Origin of the sequence: Desulfocurvus vexinensis DSM 17965, from assembly GCF_000519125.1 — a bacterium.
GTDB classification, from domain to species: Bacteria; Desulfobacterota; Desulfovibrionia; order Desulfovibrionales; family Desulfovibrionaceae; genus Desulfocurvus; species Desulfocurvus vexinensis.
In genome coordinates, this window is sequence record NZ_JAEX01000005.1 from 248,599 (window position 1) to 274,879 (window position 26,281).

22 protein-coding genes are annotated in these 26,281 nt (G+C 70.9%); 11 read left to right on the plus strand and 11 right to left on the minus strand.

The genetic code is table 11. The features are described 5' to 3' along the window. Window positions 1-10 precede the first annotated feature (10 nt). From G495_RS20285 to G495_RS0106735, 9 genes are all read right to left on the minus strand, one after another. Window positions 11-1,477, minus strand: coding sequence for a VgrG-related protein (locus G495_RS20285; protein WP_051445142.1), 1,467 nt, complete (start codon window positions 1,475-1,477; stop codon window positions 11-13). A gap of 180 nt (window positions 1,478-1,657) precedes the next feature. Beyond that, window positions 1,658-2,176: a hypothetical protein gene (locus tag G495_RS0106700; protein ID WP_028587177.1), complete on the minus strand. Its 519-nt coding sequence runs from the start codon at window positions 2,174-2,176 to the stop codon at window positions 1,658-1,660. Between the two features lie 42 nt (window positions 2,177-2,218). Continuing rightward, entirely contained in the window at window positions 2,219-3,835 is a 1,617-nt protein-coding gene (cimA, locus tag G495_RS0106705; protein WP_035251166.1) for a citramalate synthase, read from the minus strand. Beyond that, window positions 3,835-5,070 carry an aspartate kinase gene (locus G495_RS0106710; protein ID WP_028587179.1) on the minus strand — a complete coding sequence of 412 codons (1,236 nt, stop codon included), beginning with the start codon at window positions 5,068-5,070 and terminating at the stop codon, window positions 3,835-3,837. Before G495_RS0106710 ends, cimA begins: the two co-directional genes overlap by 1 nt. A 6-nt stretch (window positions 5,071-5,076) precedes the next feature. Next, window positions 5,077-5,598: a tRNA (adenosine(37)-N6)-threonylcarbamoyltransferase complex ATPase subunit type 1 TsaE gene (gene tsaE / locus G495_RS0106715; protein ID WP_156939607.1), complete on the minus strand. Its 522-nt coding sequence runs from the start codon at window positions 5,596-5,598 to the stop codon at window positions 5,077-5,079. A gap of 5 nt (window positions 5,599-5,603) precedes the next feature. After that, entirely contained in the window at window positions 5,604-6,062 is a 459-nt protein-coding gene (locus tag G495_RS0106720) for a CBS domain-containing protein (RefSeq protein ID WP_028587181.1), read from the minus strand. Continuing rightward, window positions 6,055-7,674, minus strand: a complete 1,620-nt coding sequence (locus G495_RS18010; RefSeq protein ID WP_342667795.1) for an NAD(P)H-hydrate dehydratase — start codon at window positions 7,672-7,674, stop codon at window positions 6,055-6,057. Before G495_RS18010 ends, G495_RS0106720 begins: the two co-directional genes overlap by 8 nt. Then, window positions 7,671-8,048 (minus strand): holo-[acyl-carrier-protein] synthase, encoded by a 378-nt coding sequence (locus G495_RS0106730; protein ID WP_028587182.1) that lies wholly within the window; start codon window positions 8,046-8,048, stop codon window positions 7,671-7,673. The genes G495_RS18010 and G495_RS0106730 overlap by 4 nt, the downstream gene beginning before the upstream one ends. A gap of 10 nt (window positions 8,049-8,058) precedes the next feature. Next, a complete protein-coding gene (locus G495_RS0106735; protein WP_028587183.1) occupies window positions 8,059-8,784 on the minus strand; it encodes a pyridoxine 5'-phosphate synthase in 726 nt (241 codons plus the stop codon). Window positions 8,785-9,041: 257 nt separating this feature from the next. On the opposite strand from G495_RS0106735, the gene G495_RS0106740 reads away from it, so the two are divergent. Further along, a complete protein-coding gene (locus G495_RS0106740) occupies window positions 9,042-10,379 on the plus strand; it encodes a UDP-glucose dehydrogenase family protein (RefSeq protein ID WP_028587184.1) in 1,338 nt (445 codons plus the stop codon). Window positions 10,380-10,500: 121 nt separating this feature from the next. Here the strand turns inward: G495_RS0106740 and G495_RS18015 are convergent, their stop codons facing one another. After that, a complete protein-coding gene (locus G495_RS18015; RefSeq protein ID WP_051445143.1) occupies window positions 10,501-12,507 on the minus strand; it encodes a monovalent cation:proton antiporter family protein in 2,007 nt (668 codons plus the stop codon). A gap of 165 nt (window positions 12,508-12,672) precedes the next feature. Next, entirely contained in the window at window positions 12,673-12,891 is a 219-nt protein-coding gene (locus G495_RS0106750; protein ID WP_028587185.1) for a hypothetical protein, read from the minus strand. 208 nt (window positions 12,892-13,099) lie between these two features. Here G495_RS0106750 and G495_RS0106755 point away from each other — a divergent pair, with 208 nt between their 5' ends. The 10 genes from G495_RS0106755 (at window position 13,100) to trkA (ending at window position 26,280) form a co-directional block, all read left to right on the plus strand. Beyond that, window positions 13,100-13,573: a chemotaxis protein CheW gene (locus tag G495_RS0106755; RefSeq protein ID WP_028587186.1), complete on the plus strand. Its 474-nt coding sequence runs from the start codon at window positions 13,100-13,102 to the stop codon at window positions 13,571-13,573. Between the two features lie 111 nt (window positions 13,574-13,684). Further along, window positions 13,685-17,194, plus strand: a complete 3,510-nt coding sequence (gene mfd / locus G495_RS18020) for a transcription-repair coupling factor (protein WP_425387603.1) — start codon at window positions 13,685-13,687, stop codon at window positions 17,192-17,194. Between the two features lie 12 nt (window positions 17,195-17,206). Then, complete coding sequence (locus tag G495_RS18025; protein ID WP_051445144.1) at window positions 17,207-18,340, plus strand: peptidylprolyl isomerase; 1,134 nt, start codon at window positions 17,207-17,209, stop codon at window positions 18,338-18,340. Between the two features lie 126 nt (window positions 18,341-18,466). After that, window positions 18,467-19,402, plus strand: coding sequence for a peptidyl-prolyl cis-trans isomerase (locus G495_RS18030; RefSeq protein ID WP_051445145.1), 936 nt, complete (start codon window positions 18,467-18,469; stop codon window positions 19,400-19,402). A gap of 28 nt (window positions 19,403-19,430) precedes the next feature. After that, window positions 19,431-20,456, plus strand: coding sequence for a helix-turn-helix domain-containing protein (locus G495_RS22780; RefSeq protein ID WP_051445146.1), 1,026 nt, complete (start codon window positions 19,431-19,433; stop codon window positions 20,454-20,456). Window positions 20,457-20,537: 81 nt separating this feature from the next. Next, entirely contained in the window at window positions 20,538-21,284 is a 747-nt protein-coding gene (gene recO / locus G495_RS0106780; protein ID WP_028587187.1) for a DNA repair protein RecO, read from the plus strand. Window positions 21,285-21,366: 82 nt separating this feature from the next. Then, complete coding sequence (glyQ, locus tag G495_RS0106785; RefSeq protein ID WP_028587188.1) at window positions 21,367-22,236, plus strand: glycine--tRNA ligase subunit alpha; 870 nt, start codon at window positions 21,367-21,369, stop codon at window positions 22,234-22,236. 15 nt (window positions 22,237-22,251) lie between these two features. Then, window positions 22,252-24,339 carry a glycine--tRNA ligase subunit beta gene (gene glyS / locus G495_RS0106790; protein ID WP_028587189.1) on the plus strand — a complete coding sequence of 696 codons (2,088 nt, stop codon included), beginning with the start codon at window positions 22,252-22,254 and terminating at the stop codon, window positions 24,337-24,339. A 119-nt stretch (window positions 24,340-24,458) separates the two neighbouring features. Beyond that, window positions 24,459-24,722 carry a 30S ribosomal protein S20 gene (rpsT, locus tag G495_RS0106795; RefSeq protein ID WP_028587190.1) on the plus strand — a complete coding sequence of 88 codons (264 nt, stop codon included), beginning with the start codon at window positions 24,459-24,461 and terminating at the stop codon, window positions 24,720-24,722. 199 nt (window positions 24,723-24,921) lie between these two features. Next, entirely contained in the window at window positions 24,922-26,280 is a 1,359-nt protein-coding gene (gene trkA, locus G495_RS0106800) for a Trk system potassium transporter TrkA (protein WP_028587191.1), read from the plus strand. The last annotated feature ends 1 nt before the right edge of the window (window position 26,281 follow it).

Genomic DNA, 26,281 nt, shown 5'->3' on the forward strand with positions numbered 1-26,281 from the left:
GAGGTTTCCGCTACATGAGCCCACCCTCGGCGGATGAAAGCCGCGTCTGGCCGAAGGCGGCCCGCTCCAGGCGGGCCATGGCCATGGCCATTTCCTGTTCCAGGCGCGTCCGCAGGGCGGAGCGGTGGGACAGGGGGACCTTTTCCAGGCGACGCCCGCGCTCGCGGTAGACCTCCGTGAGCAGGGCCTTGCTGAAGTCGCCGTGGGTCTTCTGGGCACGCATGCTTGCGGAAATGAAAATATTCGCCCCGCCGGTGGGCCCGTGATGCACGGCGGTGCTCCACAGCACCTCGCGGATCACGGTGTTCTGGGCTTCGAGGTCGAGCCCCGTCTGTTCCCGCACGGCCTGGATCGTGGGCGAATAGTAGTGGCTGTGGATGAAGTCGTCCTGGAGCTTCTCGAACAGCCTGGGGTGTTCGCCCGCGATGCGCACCCATTCCCGGGGCATGGCGCCCTGGGTCCCACCGGTGTTCGCAGCGCCAGCCGCACGCAAGCGTTGTGCCCACGTCGGCGCCTTTTTGTCCAGATATTTTATGAAGTTTCTGATGGCGCCCTTGCGCGATGAGATCTGGTATTTGCCGTAGGACGTGCCTCCGGAGGCGTCGTAGCCGATGGCGAACACCCCGCGCAGGCCGGATTCGAAATGCGCCGAGAGCGCGCCCAGGCTGCTGCGCCGGGCCTCGGCCATGCGCAGGCGGTCCAGGCGGGTCTGGGGCGGGGCGATGGCCGAGGCGGGCAGCTCGGCCAGCAGGGCCGGTTGTCCGGGCTGAGCCGCGCGCACGCTGGCAAACACCGCCCCCAGGCGCCCGGGGGCGCTGGCGGCGGCCAAAAAGGCTTCCTTGTCCTGCGGGTGGAAGGCCAGCTGGTCCACGGGCATGCGGATTTCCGAGCAGGCCACGGCCACGCGCACCGAGTCGAAGACCTCCGGGCCCGGCGCGCGGCGCGCCAGGGCGGGCAGCCGCAGCAGGGGGTGGCGGTCGGCGCTGGCCAGCAGCAGCAGGTCCTCCTCGCCGCCCAGCAGCAGCGGGCCGTCATCGTCCGGCGCCAGGGCGGCCTCACGGGCCAGGAACTGCGCGGGCAGGGGCGAGTGGGCGTGCATGGTGGGCAGGTAGAGGTCGGCCAGGGTGCGGAATTCCTCGGCCAGGCCGGGGTCCTGGGGCGCCCGGGGCGCCTGGGCCGCCGGAGCGGGCGGGGCCGGGTCGGCCCCGGGCAGGAAGACCTTGAGGAAGACTGCCTCCAGCGCGAAGACCAGGAACAGGTAGAAGAACAGGGTCAGGGGGAAGTGCCAGCGGTCCGGCGGCAGGAGCGTCCGCAACCCGGCCCGCGCGCCGTGGCGCAGCTCGGCCCGGGCCAGGGCCCAGGCCCTGCGCCCCTGGCGCCCGGCCAGGGCCGCTGCGGCCATGGCCGCGGCCCAGCGCACGCCAAGGCGGGCGGGAACGGTGCAGAGCGGGCGGAGGAGCAGGGTGCGCAGGGTCATTGCCGGGTGCCGTGCCTCGGGTGTCGGCCTGGGCTGCCGGAGGGCCAGCCTGTGCCGCTTGTGTCGTTTCGGGGCGGCGTCGGGTTCCGGACGCCGGGTACCGGGATTGCGCACATCATGCAATATGCGTACCCGTGTTGTCGAGTCTTTCGGTGGGAAGCGGATGCCGGGCGGGGCGGATCAGGGCGCCACGCGCAGCAGCACCTGGTCGCTGCCCGGGCGCTTGCGCAGCACCAGGCGCGCCCCGGGCGCGATGCGCTCGGGCAGGTCGCCCGCCGCGTCGAAGCCCGCGCGGCTCAGGCGCACGGGCACCACGGCGCCCTCGTCGGTCACCGCCAGCAGGGACAGGAAGGCGTCGTTGGCCAGCACCTCGCGCTCCCAGGCCGGGGCGCAGTCCCAATCCTGCCCCAGGCGCGCCAGCAGGGTGGCGGTGTCTTCGCCGTGGCGGGCGATGCACAGGTGCTCGAAGGGGAACGGGAAGAGGTGCGCCGGGGTCAGCTCCAGCTCCGGGGCCCCGTCGCCCAGCAGGCTGGCGGCGGCGTGCAGGTTGGCCTCGGCCTGGCGCCAGCGGTCGTCGCCCTGGGTGCAGGGCATGGCCGGGGCGGTGTCCAGCCGGTTCCACAGGATGTAGGACAGCACCAGCCCGGCCAGGAACAGCGTGGAAGCGGCACTGGCCGCCAGCAGCCATCTGCGCAGCATGGGCCCGGCTCCGGCCACGGCGTCCCTCCTGCCCGTGCGGGGCTAGTCCTCGCGCGCGGGCCAGCGCGAGGAGTCGTCCTTGAACAGCTTGTAGGTGATGGAATCCATGAGCGCCTCCCAGCTGGCGTGGATCACGTCGTAGGACACGCCCACGGTGGTCCAGGTGTGCGTCTTGTCCTGCGACTCGATGAGCACGCGCACGTAGGAGGCCGTGCCGCCCGTGTCGCGCAGGGCGCCCGAGAGCACGCGGACCTTGAAGTCGGACAGGCGCATGTCGCGCACGGCGGGGTAGAAGCGGTCCAGGGCCTTGCGGATGGCGTTGTCCAGGGCGTTGACCTGGCCCATGCCCGTGGCCGCCGTGTGCTCCACCTGCCCGCCGACCTTGATGCGCACCGTGGCCTCGCTGTAGGGCTCGGCCTGGTCCTCGCGCAGCATGTCCACCACGTTGAAGTGCAGCAGGCGGAAGTACTGCTTGGACAGGCCCATGGCCCGGAAGAACATCAGCTCGAAGGACGCCTCGGCCGAGGAGTATTCGTAGCCCCGGCTCTCGCGTTCCTTGACCTCGGCCAGCAGCTCCATGACCGCCGAGTCGTTCTTGTCCAGCTCGAAGCCGAAGCGCCGGGCCATGAACAGGATGTTGCTGCGCCCGGCCAGGTCGGAGAGCAGCACGCGCTGGCGGTTGCCCACGGCCTCGGGGCGGATGTGCTCGTAGGTCTCGGGGTTGCGCAGCACGGCGGAGACGTGGATGCCGCCCTTGTGGGCGAAGGCCGAGCGGCCCACGAAGGGCTGGCGCATGAAGGGCCGCAGGTTGCAGACCTCGGCCACGAAGGCGCTGGCCTCGGTCAGCCGGGCCAGGGCACCCTCGGGCAGGCAGCGGTAGCGCCCGCCGTGCTTGAGCTCCAGGTTGGGGATGATGGAGCACAGGTTGGCGTTGCCGCAGCGCTCGCCGTAGCCGTTGACGGTGCCCTGGATATGGGTCGCGCCGGCCTCCACGGCCTCCAGGGCGGCGGCCACGGCGGTTTCGGAGTCGTTGTGGGTGTGGATGCCCAGGGTGGCGCCGGGCAGGGCCTTGCGCACGGCGCGCACCATGCGCCGGATTTCCGCAGGCATGGTGCCGCCGTTGGTGTCGCACAGCACCACGGCGTCGGCCCCGGCCTCGTGGGCCCGGCGCAGCACGGCCAGGGCGTAGTCCGCGTTGGCCTTGTAGCCGTCGAAGAAGTGCTCGGCGTCGAAGAACACCTCCTGGAAATGCTGGCGCAAGAAGGCGATGGAATCGCCCACCAGCTCCAGGTTGCGCGCCAGGGGCACGCGCAGGGCCTCGCGCACGTGCAGGTCCCAGGCCTTGCCGAAGATGGTCGCCACCGGGCAGCCCGACTCCACCAGGGCGCGCAGGTTGGGGTCGGTCTCGGCGGTCTTGGACGGGGCGTGGGTGCTGCCGAAGGCGGCGATGCGCGCGTTCGCCAGGCCGTATCCGGCGATCTCCTGGAAGAAGGCGCGGTCGGTCTGGTTGGAGCCGGGCCAGCCGCCCTCGATGTAGTCCACCCCCAGTTCGTCGAGCTTCTGGGCGATGCGCACCTTGTCCGCCGTGGAGAGGTTGATCTCCTCGGCCTGGGTGCCGTCGCGCAGCGTGGTGTCGTAGATGGCGATCTTCTTTGGCATCAGCAGGCGTTCCGGACCTTGTCCAGCTCGAATTTGTCGTGCAGCGTGCGCACGGCCAGTTCGGTGTACTTCTCCTCGATGAGGCAGGTGACCTTGATCTCGGAGGTGGAGATCATCAGGATGTTGATACCCTCGTCGTGCAGGGCGGCGAACATGCGCGAGGCCACGCCGGAGTGCGAGCGCATGCCCACGCCGATGACCGAGACCTTGGCCACGCGCTCGTCGGTGAGCACGCCGGTGGCGCCCAGGCGGTGCTTGATGGCTTCGATGATCTGGAGGGTCTCGTCCAGGTCGGCGCGCGGTACGGTGAAGGTCATGTCCGTGGTCTTGCCGTCGCGCGAGGTGTTCTGGATGATCATGTCCACCACGATGCCCGCGTCGGCCAGGGGCGAGAACAGCGCCGAGGCCACGCCCGGGCGGTCCTGCACGTCCAGGACGGTGACGCGGGCCTGGTCCTTGTCGTATGCAATGCCCGAAACCAGAACGGCTTCCATGCTTTTATCCTCCTGGGTTACGAAAGTGCCGTTGCAGTCCGAGAAGGTGGAGCGGACGTGCACGGTCATGTTGTACTTCTTGGCGAACTCGACGGAACGGATCTGGAGCACCTTGGCGCCCATGCTGGCCATTTCCAGCATCTCGTCGTAGCTGATCTTGGGGATCTTGCGCGCCGTGGAGCACAGGTTCGGGTCGGTGGTGTAGACGCCGTCCACGTCGGTGTAGATTTCGCACACATCGGCGTTGATGGCCACGGCCATGGCCACGGCGGAGGTGTCCGACCCGCCGCGGCCCAGGGTGGTGATGCGCCCGTGGCAGTCCACGCCCTGGAACCCGGCCATGACCAGCACGTCGTGGCTGTCCAGCATGGCGCGCAGCTTGTCGCTGTTGATGCCCAGGATGCGGGCCTTGCCGAAGCGCGAATCCGTCTCCACCTCGGCCTGGAAGCCGAGCAGGGAGCGGGCCTTGAGCCCGGCGTCCTTGAGCAGCATGGCGAACAGGGCCACGGAAATCTGCTCGCCGGTGGAGACCAGCGAGTCCATCTCCGCCGCGTCGGGGCGCGGCGACCATTGGCGGGCCATGGCGATGAGCCGGTTGGTCTCGCCAGCCATGGCCGAGAGCACCACCACGACCTTGTTGGCCCCGCCGCAGTGCGCGGAGCGGACCTTGGCCAGCACCTGGCGCATGCAGTCCAGGTTGGCCACGGAGGTGCCCCCGAATTTCTGAACAATGATGCCCATCTCGCTTCACTCCTGGGGACGGGTTTGCGGATCTGGCGCACCGTAATCGATTGCCAGCGCGTGAAGGGTTTCCTTGGCCTTCTTTCCCGCCGCCGTCAAGACCACCGTGCGCACGGCGGCGTCTTCGGGCCAGCGCAGCAGCAGGTGCTCTGCGGGCCAGTGGGCGCGGTCCAGGTACTGGGCCCATTCCACCACCACCAGCAGCCCGGGGTCGTGCAGGTATTCCAGCAGGGTGTCGTCGGGCCCCAGGCCTTCCAGGCGGTAGAGGTCGAAGTGCGCGGTCTGCGGGTCGGTGGGGTAGAGGTTCATGATGTTGAAGCTCGGGCTGGACACGCGGGCCTGCCCGCCGCCGGGCAGCGCGGGCGCCAGGGCGCGCACCAGGGTCGTCTTGCCCGCGCCCAGGCCCCCGGAGAGCAGCACGGCCTGGGCCGGGCCCGTGGCCAGGAGCGCGCGGGCCAGGGCCCGGCCCAGGGCCAGGGTCGCCGCCTCGTCGGGCAGCTCCAGGGTCAGGGTCGCGCGTTCACCCATCGGGGCTAGGCCGGGCCGTCCAGCAGGGTGCGCAGGATGTCCTCCTTGCCGATGACGCCCACGAGCTTGCCCTTGTCCACCACGGGGATGGTGTGGAGCTTGCGGTCCACCATCAGGGTCGCCACCTCGGCGATGGGCGTGTCGGGCGCCACGGTCACGGGGTCGGGGCTCATGGCCTGGCCCACGGTGAGCGCGGCGATGCGCTCCATCTCGCGCTCCAGGTCGCGCGTGGACGACAGGGGGATCAGCCCGTCCAGCAGGGTGAAGACCGAGGGCAGGCGCAGGGTCTTCTGCTGGGCCACCAGGTCGCTCTGGCACAGCACGCCCACCAGGGCGCCGGAGGCGTCCACCACCGGCAGGCCGTTGACGCGCGCGTCCAGCAGGGTGCGGGCGGCGGTGGCGATGTCGGCGTCGGGCGCCAGGGTGATGGGCTTGGGAGTCATGATATCCTTGGCCTTAAGCATCGGGGTCGTCCTCCGGGGTGAGCGTCGTTGGCATGGATTGCGGGAAATCGTCAAAGGCCGAAAGCAGGGCCCGGGGCAGGGCGGCGGCGATCTCCGAGGCCAGGGCCCCGCGCAGGGGCGCCCGGGCCTGCACGGCCTCGCCCGCCAGCCCGTGCCAGTACACGCCCAGGCAGGCGGCCTCGGCAGGGGGCAGGCCCCGGGCCAGCAGGCTGGCCGTGAGCCCGGCCAGCACATCGCCCGACCCGGCCACGGCCAGGGCGGGCACGGCAAAGGGCGCCAGCCACGCGGCGCCCCCGGGCTCGGCCAGCACCGTGCCCGCGCCCTTGAGGGCCACCACTGCGCCCAGGCGCGCAGCCAGGGCCCGGGCCGCGCCGGGGCGGTCGGCCTGGATGGCCGCGGTGTCCGTGCCCGCAAGGCGCGCGGCCTCGCCGGGGTGCGGGGTGAGCACGGCGCAGCGCCGGGCCAGCTCCGGGCGCCGGGCCAGCCAGTACAGGGCGTCGGCGTCGGCCAGCACGGGCGGCAGGGACAGTTCGAGCAGTGCTTCAAGAAACGCCAGGGCGCCGGGCTCGCGGCCCAGGCCCGGGCCCAGGGCCAGGGCGTCGAAGCGCCCCAGGGCCGGGGCCAGCGCGGCGGCCAGGGCCGCGCTCCAGCCGTGGCCTTCGCCCAGGGGCAGGGTCATCACGTCGGGGCACCCGGCGCGGACCTCGGCGGCCAGGGCCCCGGGGCAGGCCACCGTGGCCAGCCCGGCCCCGCCGCGCAGGGCGCCCAGGGCCGCCAGCAGCGGCGCCCCCGTGAGCCCGCGCGAGCCGCCCACCACCAGCACATGCCCGGCGCGGCCCTTGTGCAGCAGCGGGTCGGGCTGCGGCGCCAGCAGGGCCGTGCCCGCGGTCAGCAGGGCGCAGCGCGCCGGGGCCTGGCGCAGGAGAAACCCGGGGATGCCGATGGGTTCGATGTGCAGTTCGCCCGTCCACGGCCCGGCCTCGGGCAGGGCCGTGCCCAGCTTGGCGGCCTGGAAGCAGACCGTGGCGTCGGCCATGACGGCCACGGGGCAGGGGCGGCCCGTGGCGCCGTCCAGGCCCGAGGGGATGTCCAGGGCCAGGACGAAGGCCTCGCGGCCCAGGCGGTTCACGGCCTGGACCCAGCCCTGGGCCTCGGGGCGCAGGGTGCCGGAAAAGCCCGTGCCCAGCAGGCCGTCCACGATGAGGTCCGGGGCGGCCCCGAAGTGGGCCAGGGCCACGGCCTCGGGGTCGCGCGCGCCCAGGCAGGCCACGGGCAGGCTCATGCGCCGGGCCAGGCGCAGGTTGGCCGCCGCCGCGCCCCTGTAGCGCCGGGCGGGCGCGGTATGCAGCACCAGCACCAGCGCCCCGGCGTCGGCCAGGTGCCGCGCGGCCACGAAGGCGTCGCCGCCGTTGTTGCCGCCGCCTGCCAGCACCAGGGCCCGCAGGCCCGGGGCGTCGCCCAGGGCGTCCAGGGCCACTTCGGCCCCGGCGCGCCCCGCATTTTCCATGAGCACTTCCTGGCGCAGGCCGAACTCGTGGATGGCCGCGCGGTCCCAGGCGGCCATTTCGGCGGGCAGGGGCAGGGGCAGGGCGTGGGGGATGCGGCAGGTCACAGGCTCTCCAGGACGACCACGGCGGCGGCGGTGTCGCGGCCGTGGGTCAGGCTGACGTGGGCCCGGGCGCCGCCCAGGGCCCGCAGGCGCGCGGCGGCCCCGCCGGACAGGCGCAGCTCGGGCTGGCCCGAGGGCAGGCGCAGGATTTCCATGTCCTGGAAACCCACGCCCGAGGCGATGCCCGTGCCCAGGGCCTTGGAAGCGGCCTCCTTGGCGGCGAAGCGCGCGGCGAGGTAGGGCACGGCGCGCGCGGGCGGCATGGCCTCCAGCTCCGCCGGGGTCAGGATGCGGCGGGCGAAGCGGTTCCCGAAGCGCTCCAGGGTCGCCTCCACCCGCTCCAGTTCCACCACGTCCAGGCCCAGGCCGACGATCATGGGCGGCCTCCTAGGCGGCGAAGGTGCGGATGATGTCGTTCATTTCCCGCACGGCCTGGGAGATGCCCACGAAGGCCGCACGCGCGATGATGCTGTGCCCGATGGAATATTCATTAATGCCGGGAACCTGGGCGAAGGGCAGGATGTTCACGTAGTTCAGCCCGTGGCCGAGGTTGACCCCCAGGCCCAGGTCGCGGGCCTGGGCCACGGCGGCCAGCAGGCGCTCCAGCTCGGCCTTGGCGGCGGCGGGGCTGGCGGCGTCGGCGTAGTGCCCGGTGTGCAGCTCGATGTATCCGGTGCCGGTCTGGGCGGCGGCCTCCACCTGGCGGGGGTCGGCGTCCACGAACAGGCTGGTTTCGATGCCCGCGTCCAGCACGGGGCGCAGGTAGTCGCGGATGAAGGCCGTGCGCCCGGCCACGTCCAGCCCGCCCTCGGTGGTCAGCTCCTCGCGCTTTTCGGGCACCAGGCAGATGATGTCGGGCCGGGTGCGCAGGCAGATGCCCAGCATCTCGTCGGTGGCGGCCATTTCCAGGTTCAGGCGCGTCTGCACCGTGGCGCGCAGCAGGTCGAGGTCGCGGTCCTGGATGTGGCGGCGGTCCTCGCGCAGGTGGCAGATGATGCAGTGCGCCCCGGCCAGCTCGGCCAGCAGGGCGGCGGTGACGGGGTCGGGCTCGGTGCCCCGGCGGGCCTGGCGCAGGGTGGCGATGTGGTCCACGTTGACGGCGAGGGACGGCATGGGCGAAGTCCTTGTTGCGTTGCGGTTGCACGGCGGCGGCCCGGGGCCGCCCTCGTCGATTCTGCTGAACCGACAGGGAAAGTCAAGGGGAAACGGCCCGGCCCGGGCCCCGGCCCGCCTGCGGACGTGACGCTTGCGCGGCGTGGTGCGCCGGGAGTTGACTAAGCCCGGGGGCGCGACTACCTTGGCGCTTCCCGCCCGCCGCGCGCGGGGGCCGGGGCCAACGCCAAGACTTCAAAAATCCAGAAGGACACCGGATGAATATCTGCATCGTGGGAACCGGATACGTGGGCCTGGTCAGCGCCGCCTGCCTGGCCGAGATGGGCAACGACGTGCGCTGCGTGGACGTGAACCCCGCCGTGGTGGAGAAGCTGCGCGCCGGGCGGGTGCACATCTACGAGCCCGGCCTGGAAGACCTCGTGACCCGGGGCACCCGCGAGGGGCGCCTGACCTTCACCACCGAGCTGGCCGAGGGCCTGGCCGGGGCGCGGGTGGTCTTCATCACCGTGGGCACGCCCAGCCGCCCCGACGGCTCGTGCGACCTGAGCTTCGTGCATCAGGTGGCCCGCCAGATCGGCCAGACCATGACCGCCCCGCTTGTGGTGGTGGACAAGTCCACCGTGCCCGTGGGCACCGCCGACCAGGTGCGCGAGCTCATCGCCGCCGAGCTGAAGGCGCGCGGGGCGGCCATCGCCTTCGACGTGGTCTCCAACCCCGAGTTCCTCAAGGAGGGCGACGCGGTGGCGGACTTCATGAAGCCCGACCGCGTGGTGCTGGGCACGGACAACGAGGCCGCCGCCGAGGTCATGCGCGCGCTCTACGCGCCCTTCGCCCGCACCCGCGACAAGCTCATCGTCATGAACGTGCGCAGCGCGGAGATGACCAAGTACGCCGCCAACTGCATGCTGGCCACCAAGATCTCCTTCATCAACGAGATCGCGGGCATCTGCGAGCGCGTGGGCGCCGACGTGCGCATGGTCCGCCAGGGCATCGGCTCGGACCAGCGCATCGGCTACCATTTCATCTACCCCGGCGTGGGCTACGGCGGCTCCTGCTTCCCCAAGGACGTGAAGGCGCTGATCAACACCGCCCGCGAGGCCGGGGTGGAGCCGCAACTGCTCGCGGCGGTGGACGAGGTCAACGACCGCCAGAAGCTGGCCGTGGCCAAGCGCGTGGAGCGCTACTTCGCGGACCAGGGCGGCGTGGCCGGGCGGACCCTGGCCCTGTGGGGCCTGGCCTTCAAGGCCAATACCGATGACATCCGCGAGGCGTCGTCCCTGAAGACCATCGACTACCTGACGAACCTGGGAATGAAGGTGCGCGCCTTCGACCCAGTGGCGGGCCCCAACGCCCGGCGCGAGCTGGCGGGCAACGCCCTGGCCGAGGTGGTGGACACCCAGTACGACGCCCTGGCGGGCGCCGACGCCCTGGCCGTGGTCACGGAGTGGAACCAGTTCCGCACCCCGGATTTCGAGCGCATCAAGGCCGCCCTGCGCGCGCCGGTGCTCTTCGACGGCCGCAACCTCTACAACCCGCGCGAACTGGCCGACGGCGGCTTCGCCTACTTCAGCATCGGGCGGCCCGACCCGCAGTAGGCCGCCGGGCGGCCCGGCCCCGGAACCCGGGGCCCGGCCCACGACTGGAACGACACAAGCCCCCCGCGACGCGCGTCGCGGGGGGCTTGTGCGTTGTCCGCCGGGCGGGTGCCGGGCAGGCTCAGGCCGTTTCCGGCGCGGGCGCGGGGCGGGCCTGATGCTCCCCGGCGGGCGGGGCGACCAGGGCGCGGAAGGCCTTGGTCTGCTCGCGGGTGCCGATGACGGCGGCGATGTCGCCGGGGTGCAGGGCGTCGTCGGGGCCGATGTTGGCCGTGAAGCCCTCGGGCCGCAGCACGCCGACGATGGAGGCCCCGGTGCGTGTGCGCACGGCCAGGTCCTTGATGGCCCGGCCCGCCGCCGGGCTGCCCGGGGCCACGCGCACCCAGTGCACGCAGAGCAGGTCGCGGGCGGCGCCCATGCGCGCGGCGGCCTCGTAGCCGGGGGTGCCCTCGTACAGGGCGGCGTACATCTCGCGGTGCAGCTCGTCGGTGAGCAATTGCACGTCCGTGGGCGGCATGCCCAGGCGCAACAGGCTCTGGCGGGCGAATTCCACCCCGGCTTCCATCTCGGGCTGGATGATCTCGCGCACGCCCATCTCCAGCAGGGCCAGCTGCTGCTCCTGGCCCGCCGCGCGCACGATGACCGGCAGCTCGGGGTGCTGCTCCGTGAGCCGCGCCACCACGGCCCGGGCCGTGGAGAAGTCCGGCGGGGTGACCAGCACGAGCTTGGCCCCCTCGGGGTTGGCCGCCTCCATGACGATCTCCTGCGTGGCGTCGCCGTAGACCACCGGCACCCCGGCGTCCTTGGCCATGACCATGGCCCGGTGCCCGGACTCGATGACCACGTAGGGGATGCCCTGGCGCGCCAGCAGCCGGGACACCAGCCCCCCGATGCGCCCGTGGCCGACGATGATGATATGGTCGGTCAGCTCCGATTCGGGCAGGTTGACGGTTTGCAGCGGCGCGCGCCCGCTGAAGCGGCGGACCAGGGCGTAGAGCGGGGCGGTCAGCCGCGAGGTGAACGGGGTCAGGATCATGGTCAGCACCGTGGTGGTCAGCAGCAGGGAGTACTGGTCCTGGCTGATGGCCCTGGCTTCGAGCCCGGCGCGGGCGATGAGGAAGGACAGCTCGCCCACCTGGAACAGCCCCAGGCCCACGGCCAGGGGAATGACGTTGCCGTAGCCGAAGACCTTGGTCAGCCCGGCCATGATGGTGCCCTTGCCCAGGAAGACCAGCCCTGTGAGCAGCAGCACGATACCCAGATTGTCTATCAGGAAGCCGGGGTCGAGCAGCATGCCCACCGAGGCGAAGAACAGCAGGCCGAATACGTCGCGCAGGGGCAGGATGTCCGCCAGGGCCTGATAGCCGAAGTCGGACTCGCTGAGCACCATGCCGGCCACGAAGGCCCCGAAGGCGAAGGACAGGCCGAAGAGGTAGGTGCCGTAGCCCACGCCCAGGCCGATGGCGCAGATGGTCAGCAGGAACAGCTCGCGCGAGCCTGCCCGGGCCACCCGGCCCAGCAGCCACGGGAAGACCCGCGTGCCCGCCACGACCATCAGCCCCAGGAACAGGGCCGACTTGAACCCCGCCCAGGCCAGGGCCGACAGCCCGCCCTCCGGGGTGCCGAGCTGGGGCAGGATGATGAGCAGCGGCACCAGGGCCAGGTCCTGGACCACAAGGATGCCGATCATGACCCGGCTGGACAGGGTGCCCATCCAGCCCTGGCTTTCCAGGGTCTTCAGGATGACCATGGTGCTGGACAGGGACAGCATGGCCCCCAGCCAGACCGAGGGCAGCCACTCCCAGCCCAGGCCCCGGCCGATGCCGTAGCCCATGGCCGTGACCAGCAGAATCTGGATCGGCGTGCCGATGAGCGCGATGCGCCGCACGGGCTTTAAGTCCTCGAAGGAGAATTCCAGGCCCAGGGCGAAGAGCAGCAGGGCCACGCCGATTTCCGCCAGCAGCTCGATGTCGTGGACGCTGGACAGCGTGACCAGCCCGGTGTGCGGGCTGACGAGGATGCCCGCCAGGATGTAGCCCAGCACCAGCGGCTGGCGCAGCCGCTGGGCCACCAGCCCGCCGAAGAGTGCGGCCACGACCACGAGGATGATGTCGGATGCGATGCCCATGCGGGTGCTGTCCTGGGTTGCGGGGTTTGCGGGAGGGCCGTGCGCCCCGCCGATGCGGGGGCGGCTTCCTGCCGCAGATACACCACGCCCCGCGCGCAGGCAACAGCAAGGCCCCGGTCCTTGCGGAATCCGGGGCCTGGAGGGGCGTGGGCGCCTGGGGCCGGGCTACACGCCCAGGCCGCGCTTGCAGGAGCGGAATTGCAGCTCCTGCAGGATGATGCGTTCGTATTCCTGGGTCGGGGCTTCGCCGGAGTCGAACTCCTCGCCAAGCATCTTTTCCAGGAATTGCGTCTCCTCCCAGAAGTCGAGCAGCTCGTCGTCGCCCAGCGTCTTGATCTGCTCTTCGAGGGGGAAGTGGTGGGCCTGGGGGATGAAATTCGCCATGCGGTGCTGACCTCCTGGGTGGCGCGCGGCTGGTATCACCGGAGACTACAGGAGCGGGACCAGAAGCGCAACCCGTTTGGCGAGAGGGCGTGCGGAGCTGAAAAAATCTTGCAACGTTTTTCGTTCAAATGTAATCATGGGGCATTGAGAGGGAACACGCCCGGTTCCCGAACCATCTGGATGCACCCTCCCGGAAGGAGCGCGACTCATGGACCAGAAGAAGAAACAGGACGCCGAGCTGATCCAGCTCGTCACGTTCAGCATCGGCGAAGAGGAGTTCGGCGTGGACATCCTCAAGGTGCAGGAGATCATCCGGACCATGGAGATCACCAGGGTCCCCAAGGCACCTGATTTCGTCGAGGGCGTCATCAACCTGCGCGGCAACGTCATTCCCATCATCGACCTGCGCAAGCGGTTCGGCCTGGAGACCAGGGGCCACGACAAGCACACCCGGATCATCGTCATCGAGATCAACAACATGATCGTCGGGTTCGTGGTCGATTCCGTCTCCGAGGTTCTGCGCATACCCGCCAACACGGTGGAACCGCCGCCTCCCGTGGTCGCGGGCCTGGAGTCCGAGTACATCAGCGGCGTGGGCAAGCTCGAGGACCGGCTGCTCATCCTGCTCGACCTGGACCGGCTGCTGTCCGGCGAAGAAAAGGACGTGCTCTCCCTGGTCTAGACGCCGCAGCCGAAGTGCCGTACCTAGGGCCGCGAAAGCGGCCACGAAGCCGCCGCTCCGCCCCGTGCGGAACCGGCGGCTTTTCGCTGTGCCGCCCAAGGAGCTGCCGTGGTGATTTTTCCTCCCGCCCTGCGTCAATTCGTCGAGCCCGACACCGTGTCCCGGGCGGCGTCGGGCCGTGGCCCGCGCAGCGTGCGGGTCTACAAGTCCGGCCCCGGAACCCAGGCCAGCGTTGCCGCCGGGCTGCTGGCCGGCGGGCGCAGCGTGGTCGTGGTCGTGCCCGGCACGCGCGAGCTGCTGCAACTCAAGGCCCTGCTGGAGCTGTTGACCCCCGGCGGGGGCCGCGAGTTCCCCGATTCGCCCTGGGTGGTCTTTCCGCCCTATCCCGTGCAGTCGTCGGACCCCTCGCGCTGGGCCGCGCGCTGGGCCGCCCTCTACGGGCTGGCCTCGGGCCAGGGCCCGCGCGGCGTGCTGCTCACCGTGGACAACCTGCTGCCCCGCTGGCCCGCCCGCGACGTGCTGGATACGCACCACCTGCGCCTGGCCAAGGGCGAGGAGGTCCTGGCCGAATCCATCCTGGAGCAGCTCGCCCTGTGGGGCTACCAGCGGGCGCCCGTGGTTTCGCGGCCCGGCGAGATGGCCATGCGCGGCGACATCCTCGACGTGTTCGCCCCGGGCTACGCCCGGCCCCTGCGCCTGGAGCTGTTCGGCGACGTGCTCGAGGACCTGCGCACCTTCGACCCCGACACCCAGCGCTCGCGCACGGACCTGACCGAGGCCGTGATCCTGCCCGCCGCCCCCGCCGTGCTCACCCCCGCGCTGTGCGAGACGGCCCGCGAGGGCTGGCGCAAGCTGCGCGGGGTGGGCGAGCTGCCCGCCCAGGCCGAGCAGGACCTGCTGCGCAGGCTCGACGGCCTGCGCGGCGACATCCGCCCCGGGCTGTTCTATGGCGCGCGGGCCACGGCCCTGGGCCGCTGGCTGCCCCAGGGCGCGGTGTACCTGCTGTGCGGCGCGGGCAACCTGCGCACGCGGGTGGACGAGCTGGAATGGGCCTGGAGCGGGCGCCTGGACGAGGAGGCCGAGCGCCAGGGCTGGAAGGCGCCCCGGGCCCAGGTGCTGGAAAGCGCCGAGCGCGCCAGGGGCACCTGGATGGACGCCGAGCAGATCCATTTCGAGGACCTGACCATCGGCGAGAAGAAGGACGGCGTGGAACTGCCCGAAAAGGAGCTGCACGCCTTCGAGGACCTGTTCTGGAAGCCCGCCGAGCGCGACCGCCCGTGGCACGCCCTGCTGGACGCCCTGAAACGCTGGGCCCGCGAGCGCCCGCAGGTGGTCTTGAGCTTCCGCACCGAACAGTCGCGTAAGAAATTTCTGGCCCTGGCCGGGCAGGAGGGCGTGGCGCCCGCCACGGCCCTGCACCCCGGCGACAAGGGGCTTTTCGCCCTGGTGTCGCCCCTGCGCGGCGGGGTGGAGCTGGCCTGGAACCAGGCGCTGTTCCTCTCCGAGGACGTGCTCCAGCCCGTGCGCGGCGAGCGCGCCGCCGGGGTGGACCGCGACTTCAAGGGCCTGCGCACCTACGAGGAGCTGACCCCCGGCGATCTGCTGGTGCACCGCGACTGGGGCCTGGCGCGCTTCGAGGGCCTGCACCGCCTGGAGCTGGGCGGGGTGGGCAACGACTACCTTTTGCTGGTCTACTCCGGCGAGGACAAGCTCTACCTGCCCGTGGACCGGCTGGACGTGGTCCAGCGCTACAAGGGCCCCGAGGGCGCGAGCCCCGTGCTGGACAAGCTCGGCGGCCCGGCCTGGGCGCGCTCCAAGTCCAAGGCCCGCAAGGCCATCGAGAAGATCGCCGGGGAGCTGGTGGAGATGTACGCCTACCGGCGCATCGCCAAGGGCTACGCCTACGACCCGCCCGACGACATGTACGCCGAGTTCGAGGCCAGCTTCGGCTTCGAGGAGACCCCGGACCAGGACCGGGCCATCCGCGACGTGATGGCCGACATGGACCGCCCCGAGCCCATGGACCGCCTGGTGTGCGGCGACGTGGGCTTCGGCAAGACCGAGGTCGCCCTGCGCGCGTCCTTCCGGGCGGCCATGGCCGGGCGGCAGGTGGCGCTGCTCTGCCCGACCACCGTGCTGGCCGAGCAGCATTTCCTGAACTTCCAGCGCCGCCTGGAGGGCTATCCCATCCATGTGGCCATGCTCAGCCGCTTCGTGCCCCCGGCGCGCCAGAAGACCATCCTGGCCGCCGCCGCGCGCGGCGAGGTGGACATCCTCATCGGCACCCACCGCCTGCTCTCGCGCGATGTGGACCTGCCGCGCCTGGGCCTGCTCATCCTCGACGAGGAGCAGCGCTTCGGCGTGAAGCACAAGGAGCGCCTGAAGCAGATGCGCAAGGATATCGACGTGCTGGCGCTGACGGCCACGCCCATCCCGCGCACGCTGCAACTGTCGCTGTCCGGCCTGCGGGGGCTGTCGGTGATGGAGACCCCGCCCCTGGACCGCAAGCCCGTGCTGACCTCGCTGCTGGAGCGCGAGAAGGGCCCGCTCAAGACCATCCTGGAGCGCGAGATCGCCCGCCAGGGGCAGGTGTTCTGGGTCCACAACCGCGTGCAGAGCCTGCCGCGGGTGGTGGAGTTCGTGCGCGAGCTGGCCCCGGAGGCGCGCATCGGCATGGCCCACGGCCAGATGCCCGAGCGCGATCTCGAGGCGGCCATCCACAAGTTCTGGCACGGCGAGCTGGACATCCTGGTCTGCACGGCGATCATCGAGTCGGGCCTGGATTTCCCGCGCGCCAACACCCTGGTGGTGGACAACGCCCAGCACTTCGGCCTGGGCCAGCTCTATCAGCTGCGCGGCCGGGTGGGGCGCAGCTCGCGCCAGGCCTACGCCTACTTCGTGATCCCCTCCCTGGACGGGCTGCCCGAGCTGTCGCGCAAGCGGCTGCAGGTCGTGCTGGACATGGACTACCTGGGCGCGGGCTTCCAGGTGGCCATGGAGGACCTGCGCCTGCGCGGGGCGGGCAACATCCTGGGCGAGGTCCAGTCGGGCACCATGGCCAAGGTCGGCCTGGACATGTTCCTGGAGATGCTCGAGGAGGAGGTCCGCCGCCAGCGCGGCGAGCAGCTGGTGCAGGACACCAGCCCCGAGCTGAACATCCTGTTCGAGGCGCACATCCCCGAGGCCTACGTGCCCGACACCCGCGAGCGGCTGCGCTACTACAAGGCCCTCTCCTCGGCGCGCGACGGCGCGGCCCTGGACGATCTGGCCCTGGAGATGCGCGACCGCTTCGGGGCCCTGCCCGCCGCCGTGGAGCGTTTCGTGGCCGTCTTGCGCCTCAAGCGCCTGCTGGGGCGCCTGCATGTGGCCAAGGCCGAGGTGGCCCCGGGGCGCATCGTGCTCTCGTGGGCCGAAGGCGCCACGGCGGTGCCGCCCGAGGCCATGGTGGTCTGGGTGCAGCGCCACGCCGACGCCGCGCGGCTGCTGCCCCCGGGGCGGCTGGAGCTGCGCGTGGATGCGGGCTCCGGGGTGCGCCGGGCCCTGGAGGCCATGCGAAAGACGTTGACCGGTCTGGCCCCCGGGGCTACAACACCCGAAACCTCAGATCACGTGGACAACTAAGGCTTGCCGCCGATGCGATATTCCCGTCTTGCGCCCCTGGCCGCACTGCTGGCCCTGTGCGTGGCCATGGCCCTTGCCGCCTGCGACCCCAAGCAGGAGGATCTGGGCGTGGTCGCCCGGGTCAATGGCCGCCCCATCACCCTGCATCAGCTCCAGTTCAAGCACGACTTCGACCAGCTGGGCATCGCCGCCGTCAACCCCTCGGTGGCCCGGCTCAAGGAGGAGTACGGCCAGGCCCTGTCCGAGCTGGTCATCCGCGAGCTGATCTTCCAGACCCTGGCCGCCAAGGGTCTGGCCGTCACCGACGAGGAGCTCGCCGCCGCGGAGGCCAACATCCGCACCGACTACCCCGAGGGCGCCTTCGAGGAAGTGCTGGTCGAGGAGTACATCGACATCAATTTCTGGCGCGACGAGCTGCGCGCGCGGCTGTCGGTGGAGAAGTTTTTCGCCGAGGTCCTGCGCCCGGGTGTGAGCATCGACTACCGCGAGGCCGAGCAGTACTACCAAAACCACATGCAGGACTTCTACATGCCCCAGCGCGTGCGCTTCGTGCGCGTGAGCGGGCCCAGCCGCGACGTGGTGGAAAACGCGCTGGAGTCCTACAAGGGTGGCGGGTCCCTGGAGGCCATGGCCGCCGAATTCGACCAGATCGCCACCCGCGAGATCGTCATGCGCCAGGACCGGCTGACCAAGGACTGGGGCGACGCCCTGGGCGGGCTCAAGCCCGGGGAGGCCAGCCCGGTGCTCACCACCCGGCGGGGCTTCGAGGCCCTGGTCTTCTCCGAAACCATCCCCGCCCAGACCCTGGACCCCTCCCAGGCCTATCCGCTCATCGAGCGCGAGCTGCTGGACCGCAAGCTCGTGGAGGCCTTCAGCGCCTGGCTCGACGCCCAGATGGCCGTGGCCCGGATCACCGTCACCCCGCTGCTGGAAATCGACCCCGACGACCGGCAGGGGGAAGATGGCACCCCGGCGCAGGGGCTGGAAGAGCAGGGCGGCGAGACCGACATTCCCGCCGACGGCGAGCTCGGCCCGGACGGCGACACGCCCCCCGAGGCCGACACCCCGCCCGAGGAACGCGAAACCGTGCTGCCCCCCGGCGTGGACGGAAAGGTCGTGCCCGACGCGTCGGGCAAGAACAACTAGGCCCGGGCGGCGCGTTGCCAAGCCCGGCCAATGCCTGTAACACTCGGCAAGGAGCCGTCCGCCCCCGGGCGGCGCGGCGCAACGGGGGGCGGCCCCCCGCCCCGCAGCCTCGCAAGGAGTCATGATTTGAAGCCGATACTGCGCCTTTTTCTCGTCTTGGGCGTCCTGCTGGCGGCCTGCCCCGTGGGCGCCGCCGAGGTGGTGGACCGCGTGGTGGCCGTGGTCAACGGCCAGGCCGTGACGATGTTCGAGCTGAACCAGCACATGCGCCCGCTGCTGGACCGTTTCCGGGGCCGCGAACTGACGGCGGAGGAGAAGGCCGCCATTGTCAAGATGCGCTCCGACCTGCTGCAGAAGATCGTTGACGAGATGCTCATCAACCAGGAAGTCGAGAAGCTCGGCCTCACGGCTACGGATGCCGAGGTGCAGAGCTCGGTGGAGCGCTTCTACAAGCAGAACGCCATGACCGCCGAGGACTTCGACAAGCAGCTGCTGCTGGAGGGCATGACCCGCGAGCAGTTCGCCGACAGCGTGCGCAAGGACATCCTCAAGCACCGCCTGCTGGGCTTCATGGTCCGGCGCAAGGTCGTGGTCAGCGACGAGGAGGTCAAGGCCTACTACGAGAAGCATATCGACAGCTTCCAGAAGGACAAGGAGATCGGCCTGTCGGTGATCCTGCTGCCCTCGAATGACGACGCCGAGGCCCTGCGCCAGCGCATCCAGAAGGGCGAGATCACCTTTGCCGACGCGGCCAACCTCTACTCCCGGGGGCCTGGCGTGGGGCAGGGCGGCTCCCTGGGCCGCGTGGCCTGGGCCGACCTGGCTCCGGACTGGCACGAGTCCCTGGAAGGGCTGCGCCCCGGCGACATGACCAAGCCCTTCGATTTTCGCGGCCATACCGCCCTGCTGCGCGTGGACGAGCTGCAAAGCGGCCAGACCCGGCCCCTGGAAGAGGTCATGGAGGAGATCCGCGACCGGCTGTTCGGAGAGCAGGCCGAGGCCCGCTTCTCCGAGTACATGGAGAAACTGCGCGCCGACGCCGTCATCGAGATCAAGCTGTAACGGCTGCGGCCACAGGGAGTGACTACGGATGAATCTGAAGGAACTGGGCGAGCTGTTCCGCGCCGAGCGCGAGCGCAAGGGGCTCTCCATCGCCGACGTGGTGCAGCGCACCAAGATCAGCAAGACCAACGTCCTGGCCCTGGAGGCGGGCGACCCCTCGCGGCTGCCCCACCCGGTCTACGCCAAGGGCTTTGTGCGCAACTACGCGCGGCTGGTGGGGCTGGACCCCGAGACCTGCGTGGCCGTCATGGCCGAGCAGTTCGTGGCCGAGGACAATGTCAGCGTGCCCCAGCCCAGCCTGGACGGGCCTGACCAGGAGATCCTGCCGCCCCGGCGTGGCAAGTCGGGGCTTGGGGTGTTCCTGGCGGGCATCCTGGCCATCGTGCTGCTGGCTGGCGGGGTGTTCCTGCTGACCTCGCGCCAGGAGGCCTCCCGCCCGGCCCCGGCGGAACAGCCCGCCGCCCAGGAGCAGCCCCAGGAGCAGGCACCGGAGCAGAGCCAGGAGCAAAGCCAGGGCCAGGAGTCGCAGCCCTCCGAGGCCGTCCCCCAGCCCGGGGAGGGCGAGGCGCCCCAGGGCGCCGATGCTCCCGCTGCCCCGGCCCAGCCCGACCAGGGCGCCCAGGAGCAGGCCCCCGCCCAGCCCGAGGCTGCCGCGCCCGCCCCGGCGCCCGCTGCCCCTGCCGCAGCCCAGCCCTCGGCCCCGGCCCAGCCCCAGGCGCCCGCCGCGTCCGCTCCGGCCCAGCCCCAGGCGCCCGCTGCGTCTGCCCCTGCCGCCGCCCAGGCCGCACCCGAGCAGCAGGCGCCCAAGGGCGCCCAGCGGCTGGTGGTCACGGCCCGCGAGGCGTGCTGGGTTTTCGCCAAGGCCGACGGCGACCGGGCCGCCGCGGTGGACATCGTGCTCCAGCCCGGCCAGTCGCACACCCTGTTTTTCCGCAAGGACCTGGAGCTCAAGCTGGGCAACGCGGGCGGCGTGAGCGTGACCTTCAACGGCGAAAAGGTCGCCCTCCAGGCCCAGTCCGGGCAGGTGCGGACCCTGAACTTCACCGCCCCGTAGCGGGCCGCCCGCAGCGTCGGCGGCGCCCCGGGGCGGGGTGTCCGGGCGCGTCCGCCCGGCCCCGCGCACGGGGGGGCAGGCATGGATTTCACCGAAACCTCCCTCATCCTCAAGGTCGGCTCCTTTCGCGAGATCGACCTCTGGGTCCGGCTGGCTACGCCGACCCACGGCGTGCTCACGGCTTTCGCCTTCGGCGGCAGCAAGAGCCGCCGCCGCTTCATGGGCTGCCTGGACCCCCTGAACTGCGTGGAGTTCCAGTTCCACCGCTCGGGGCGCGGCGACTATCTCTACCTGATGGAAGGCCGCCTGGTGCGCGGCTGCCCGGGGCTGCGCGCCGACCCCGCGCGCCTGGGCCCCGCCGTGAACTGCGTGAAGTTCTACGAGGCGGTCTTCGAGGGCCCCGACGGCTCCGAGGAGTCCTTCGCCCTGCTGGCCGAGACCCTGGAGCTCATGGAGGACCGCACGGACCTTTCGGCGCTTTTGCCGCTGCTGTTTCGGGCCAAGGTGGTCTTTTTGCAGGGCTACGGCCCGGGGTTTGGCGCTTGCCCTCGCTGCGGAAAAGACTTAAGAACTGCGGCTGCGCCGACGCTTCTGGTGGAGCAGGGCGTGGTGGCCTGCGCCGAGCACGCCCACGGCTCCGGACGGCGCGTCGTGCTCGACGCCTGGACCGTGGAGCTGCTGGAAACCGTGCGCATGCGCAGCGTGCGCCGCTGGGCCGACGCCGCGGCGCCCGCCGCCTCGCGGCGCAGGGTTTTCGACGCCGTGGACGCGCTGGTGCGCTACCACCTGGGCCTGGCCTGGGAGGACGGCCGCTTCCGCCGCGTGTGACGCCGGGCGCGGGCCGCAGGCCCCGCCGGTCTTTTCCCCTCCGGGCCGCCCCTGGCCCGGGCTTGCCAATCAAGGAGCTGTCATGCATTTCCAGGATGTCATCCTGACCCTGCAACGATTCTGGTCCGGGAAGGGCTGCGTGCTGCACCAGCCCTACGACATCGAGGTCGGCGCGGGCACCTTCAACCCCGCGACCTTCTTCCGGGTCATCGGCCCCGAATCCTGGCGCACGGCCTACGTCGAGCCCTCGCGCCGGCCCACCGACGGCCGCTACGGCGAGAACCCCAACCGCCTGCAGCACTACTACCAGTTCCAGGTCATCCTGAAGCCCTCGCCGGACAACGTGCAGGAGCTGTACCTGGAAAGCCTGGGGGCCCTGGGCATCGACCCCGCCGCCCACGACATCCGCTTCGTGGAGGACGACTGGGAGTCGCCGACCCTGGGCGCCTGGGGCCTGGGCTGGGAGGTCTGGCTCAACGGCATGGAAGTCACCCAGTTCACCTATTTCCAGCAGGTGGGCGGCATCGATCTCGCCCCGGTGAGCGTGGAGCTGACCTACGGCCTGGAGCGGCTGTGCATGTACCTCCAGGAGAAGGAGAGCGTCTACGACCTGTCCTGGAACGGCGAGGTGACCTACGGCCACGTCCATCACCAGAACGAGATCGAGCAGTCGCGCTACAATTTCGAGCTGTCCAACGCGCCCATGCTGCTGGAGCTCTTCGGGCGCTACGAGGCCGAGTGCCTGGCCCTGTGCGAGGCCGGGCAGCCCTGGCCCGCCTACGACTACTGCCTGAAGTGCTCGCACACGTTCAACCTGCTCGACGCGCGCGGGGCCATCTCCATCACCGAGCGCACCGGTTACATCGGCCGGGTGCGCAATCTGGCCTCCAAGATCGCCCGGCTCTACGCCGCCCAGCGCGAAGAGCTGGGGCACCCGATGCTCCCCCGGTAGCCAAAGGAAGCGCCCATGCCTGAATTCATTCTGGAAATCGGAACAGAGGAACTGCCGGCCCGCTTCTTCCCCCGGCTGCACGAGGAGCTGGGCGAGGCCGTGGCCAAGGCCTTCGAGGAGCGGCGCATCGACTTTTCCGGCGTGCGCACCTTCGCCACGCCGCGGCGCATCGTGCTGCACGTGGGCGAGGTCGCCCCGGCCCAGCGCCGCGAGGAGGAGCTGCTCACCGGCCCGCCCAGCCGCATCGCCTACGACGCCGACGGCGCGCCCACCAAGGCCGCCCTGGGCTTCGCCAAGACCCAGGGCGTGGACATCGCCGACTGCTTCGTGCAGGCCACGGACAAGGGCGAATACCTGGCCGTGCGGCGCATGACCGGCGGCGAGGCCACCCTGGCCCTGTTGCCCGCCGTGTGCGAGGCCGCCGTGGCCGGGTTGCAGTTCCCCAAAAAAATGCGCTGGGGCGCGCGGGACTTCGGCTTCGGCCGCCCCATCCAGTGGCTGCTGGCCCTTTTGGGCGCCGAGGTGGTGCCCTTCGCCCTGGCCGGGGTGGCCTCGGGGCGCGCCACGCGCGGGCATCGCGTCCACGGCCCGGGGCCCTTCGAAGTGCCCGAGGCCGGGCGCTATTTCGACATTGTGCGTCAGCAGGGCCATGTGGTCCTGGACCCGGCGCAGCGCCGGGCCATGATCCGCGAGGGCGCCGACGCCCTGGCCCGCGAGGCCGGGGGCCGCGTGGTCTGGAAGGACGACCTGCTGGACGAGGTGGTCGGGCTGGTGGAAACGCCGGTGCCCACCCTGGGCGATTTCGACCCGTCCTTCCTGGAGGTGCCGCGCGAGGTGCTGCTGACCAGTATGGAAAGCCACCAGAAGAGCTTCGGCGTGGAGGACGCCCAGGGCGCCCTGCTGCCGCATTTCGTGAGTACCCTGAACCTGGAGCCGCGCGACCCGGCGCTGGTGAAAAAGGGCTGGGAGCGCGTGCTGCGCGCCCGCCTGGAGGACGCGCGCTTCTTCTGGAAGGCCGACCTGCGCGCCGACGCGGACGCCTGGCTCGCGCGGCTGGACAAGGTCATCTTCCTGGCGCCGCTGGGCACCATGGGCGACAAGACCCGCCGCCTGGAGGCCACCTGCGCGGCCCTGGCCGGGGCCGTGGCCCCGGAGCTGGCCACCGTGGCCGCCCGGGCCGGGCGGCTGTCCAAGGCCGACCTTGTTTCTGAAATGGTCTATGAGTTCGACGAGTTGCAGGGCATCATGGGCGGCATCTACGCCCGCAGGCGCGGCGAGCCCGAGGCCGTGGCCGACGCGCTCTACGAGCAGTACCTGCCCGCCGGGCCGGGCAGCCCCGTGCCCCAGAGCCTGGCCGGGGCGCTGCTGTCCATGGCCGACAAGGCCGACACCCTGGCCGGATGCTTCGGGCTGGACCTGATCCCCACCGGGGCCAACGACCCCTACGCCCTGCGCCGGGCGGCCCTGGGCATCATCCGCATCATCCTGCACCACGGACTGCGGCTGTCCCTGCCCGACCTGCTGGCGCGGGCCCGGGGGGCCTACGGCGCAGGCGTGGCCTGGAAGCTGCCCGAGGCCGAGGCCCAGGCGCGGCTGCTGGACTTCTTTGCCGGGCGGCTCAAGGCCTATTTCACCTCCCGGGGCCAGCAGACCCTGGTGGTGGAGGCGGCCCTGGGCGCCGGGTTCGACGATGTGTGGGCCCTGGCCGCGCGGGTGGACGCCCTGGGCGAGTTTGCCCACGAGGACGATTTCGCCCAGGCCGTGCTGACCTTCAAGCGCGCGGCGAACATCATCGTCAAGCAGGGCGGGGGGGCGCAGATCAGCGGCGCCTACGACAAGGCCCTGCTGGCCGAACCCGCCGAGCAGGCCCTGGCCGCGCGCCTGGAGGAGGTCGCCCCCACCTGGGACGCCCTGTGGAGCAGGGACGACTACCCCAGCCTGCTGGCCCTGCTGCGCGAGCTGCGCCCGGACGTGGACGCCTTCTTCGACGGGGTGATGGTCATGTGCGACGACCCGGCCCTGCGCGCCAACCGGCTGAACCTCCTGGGCGCCCTGGTGGGCCGCCTGGGGCGGCTGGCCGATTTTTCGGCGTTGCAGGTCTAGCCCGGGTCCGGTTTTGCGGCAAAAGGCTTGACATCCAGGGGGGGCGGGTATAGTTGACCTGTTCCCAAGCGTAGGCAAGCAACACTTTTCATCGATAGAGAGTTTCAGGAGGAACGATCTTGGCTAATCACAAGTCCGCTATCAAGAGGCACCGGCAGAGCCTGAAGCGCCGCGACCGCAACCGCGCCGTGAAGACCCGCATCAAGAACGTGGTCAAGGCCGTGCGCCTGGCCGTGGAGGCCAAGGACAAGGAGCAGGCCCAGGCCGCCCTGGCCGCCGCCACCGCGACCCTGGACAAGGCCGCCACCAAGAAGGTCGTGCACTGGCGTACCGCCGCGCGCAAGATCTCGCGCCTGAGCCAGGCCGTCAACAAGATCGCCTAGCCTCCCGGTTTCATCCGTTCATCCAGCCCGCCCCGCGCAAGCGAGGCGGGCTTTTCGCGTGGGGCGCGGCGGGGCGCAGGGCGCGCGCCTTCGCCGCGCGCGGCCCACACGCTTCGCGGGCTGGATTTCCCTCCGCGCTTCCGGTACACAGGGGCTGCCCGCGCGTCGCGCGGGGCCAACCGCAACAGGCAGGCACAGTGTGAAGGTCGTGATCATCGGGGCCGGGGAGGTGGGGTTCCACATCGCCAAGCGTCTGGCCGCCGAGGCCAAGGAAGTGGTGGTGGTGGATAGTAGCCCGCGCGCGCTCAAGCGCATCAGCGAGGGCGTGGACGTGCAGACCATCGAGGGCTCAGGCTCCAACCCCGCCGTGCTCGAAGACGCGGGCATCCGCGACGCCGACATCATGCTCGCCGTCACCGACTCCGACGAGATCAACATCGTGGCCTGCACCTTCGCCGCCGCGCTGGCCCCGGGCATGGTCACCCTGGCGCGCATCCGCAAGGACGAATACCTGCACTTCCAGCAGGGCCGCGCCCTGGAGATGCTGGGCATCGACAAGGCCATCAACCCCGACGTGGAGGTTGTCCGGGCCATCGAGCGGCTCATCGAGATCCCCGGCGCCGAGGAGATCAACGACTTCGCCGGGGGGCGCGTCAAGTTCGTGGGCTACCGTGTGGCGGGCGGGCCGGTGGTCGGCGTGAGCATGATCAACATCCGCTCCGTGCTCGGCGTGCCCGACGTGATCATCGCCGCCATCGTGCGCGAGGACCAGCTCATCATCCCCTCGGGCACCGACGTGATCCAGGCGGGCGACCTGGTCTATTTCGTCTGCTTTGCCGACAACGCGCAGCTTGTGATGCAGCGCATGGGCTGCCCCATGCGCCAGGTGCGCAACGTGATGATCATCGGCGGGGGCGACATCGGCCTGCGCCTGGCCCGCAGCCTGGAAGGGCGCCTGCACGTCAAGCTCGTGGACAGCGACCCCGACCGCTGCCAGGAGCTGGCCCAGGAGCTGCACAAGACCCTGGTGCTGCTGGGCGACGGGCGCGACCAGGACCTGCTGGCCGAAGAGAACATCCAGGACATGGACATGGCCATCTCGCTCACCGGCGACGAGGAGACCAATATCCTGACCTCGCTGCTCTGCCGTCGCCTGGGCGCGGGCAAGGCCGTGACGCGCATCAACAAATTCGCCTACTTCAACCTGGTGCGCGCCGTGGGCATCGAGCAGATCGTCAGCCCTCGGCTGGCGGCGGTCAACTCCATCCTGCAATACATGCGCAAGGGCAAGGTGCTCTCGGCGGCCAGCATCAAGGGCGACGAGGCCGAGGCCCTGGAAGCCGTGGCCCTGGCCCATTCGGACATCGTGGGCAAGGCCATCCGCGACCTGAACCTGCCCCGGGGCGCGCTGATCCTGTCCATCCAGCGCGGCGAGGAGGTGCTGTTCCCCACGGGCGATTCGGTCATCATGCCCGATGACCGCATCCTGATCCTCTCCACGCGGCGCAACATTCCGCGCGTGGAGAAGAGCCTGACGGTGAAGCTGGAGTATTTCTAGG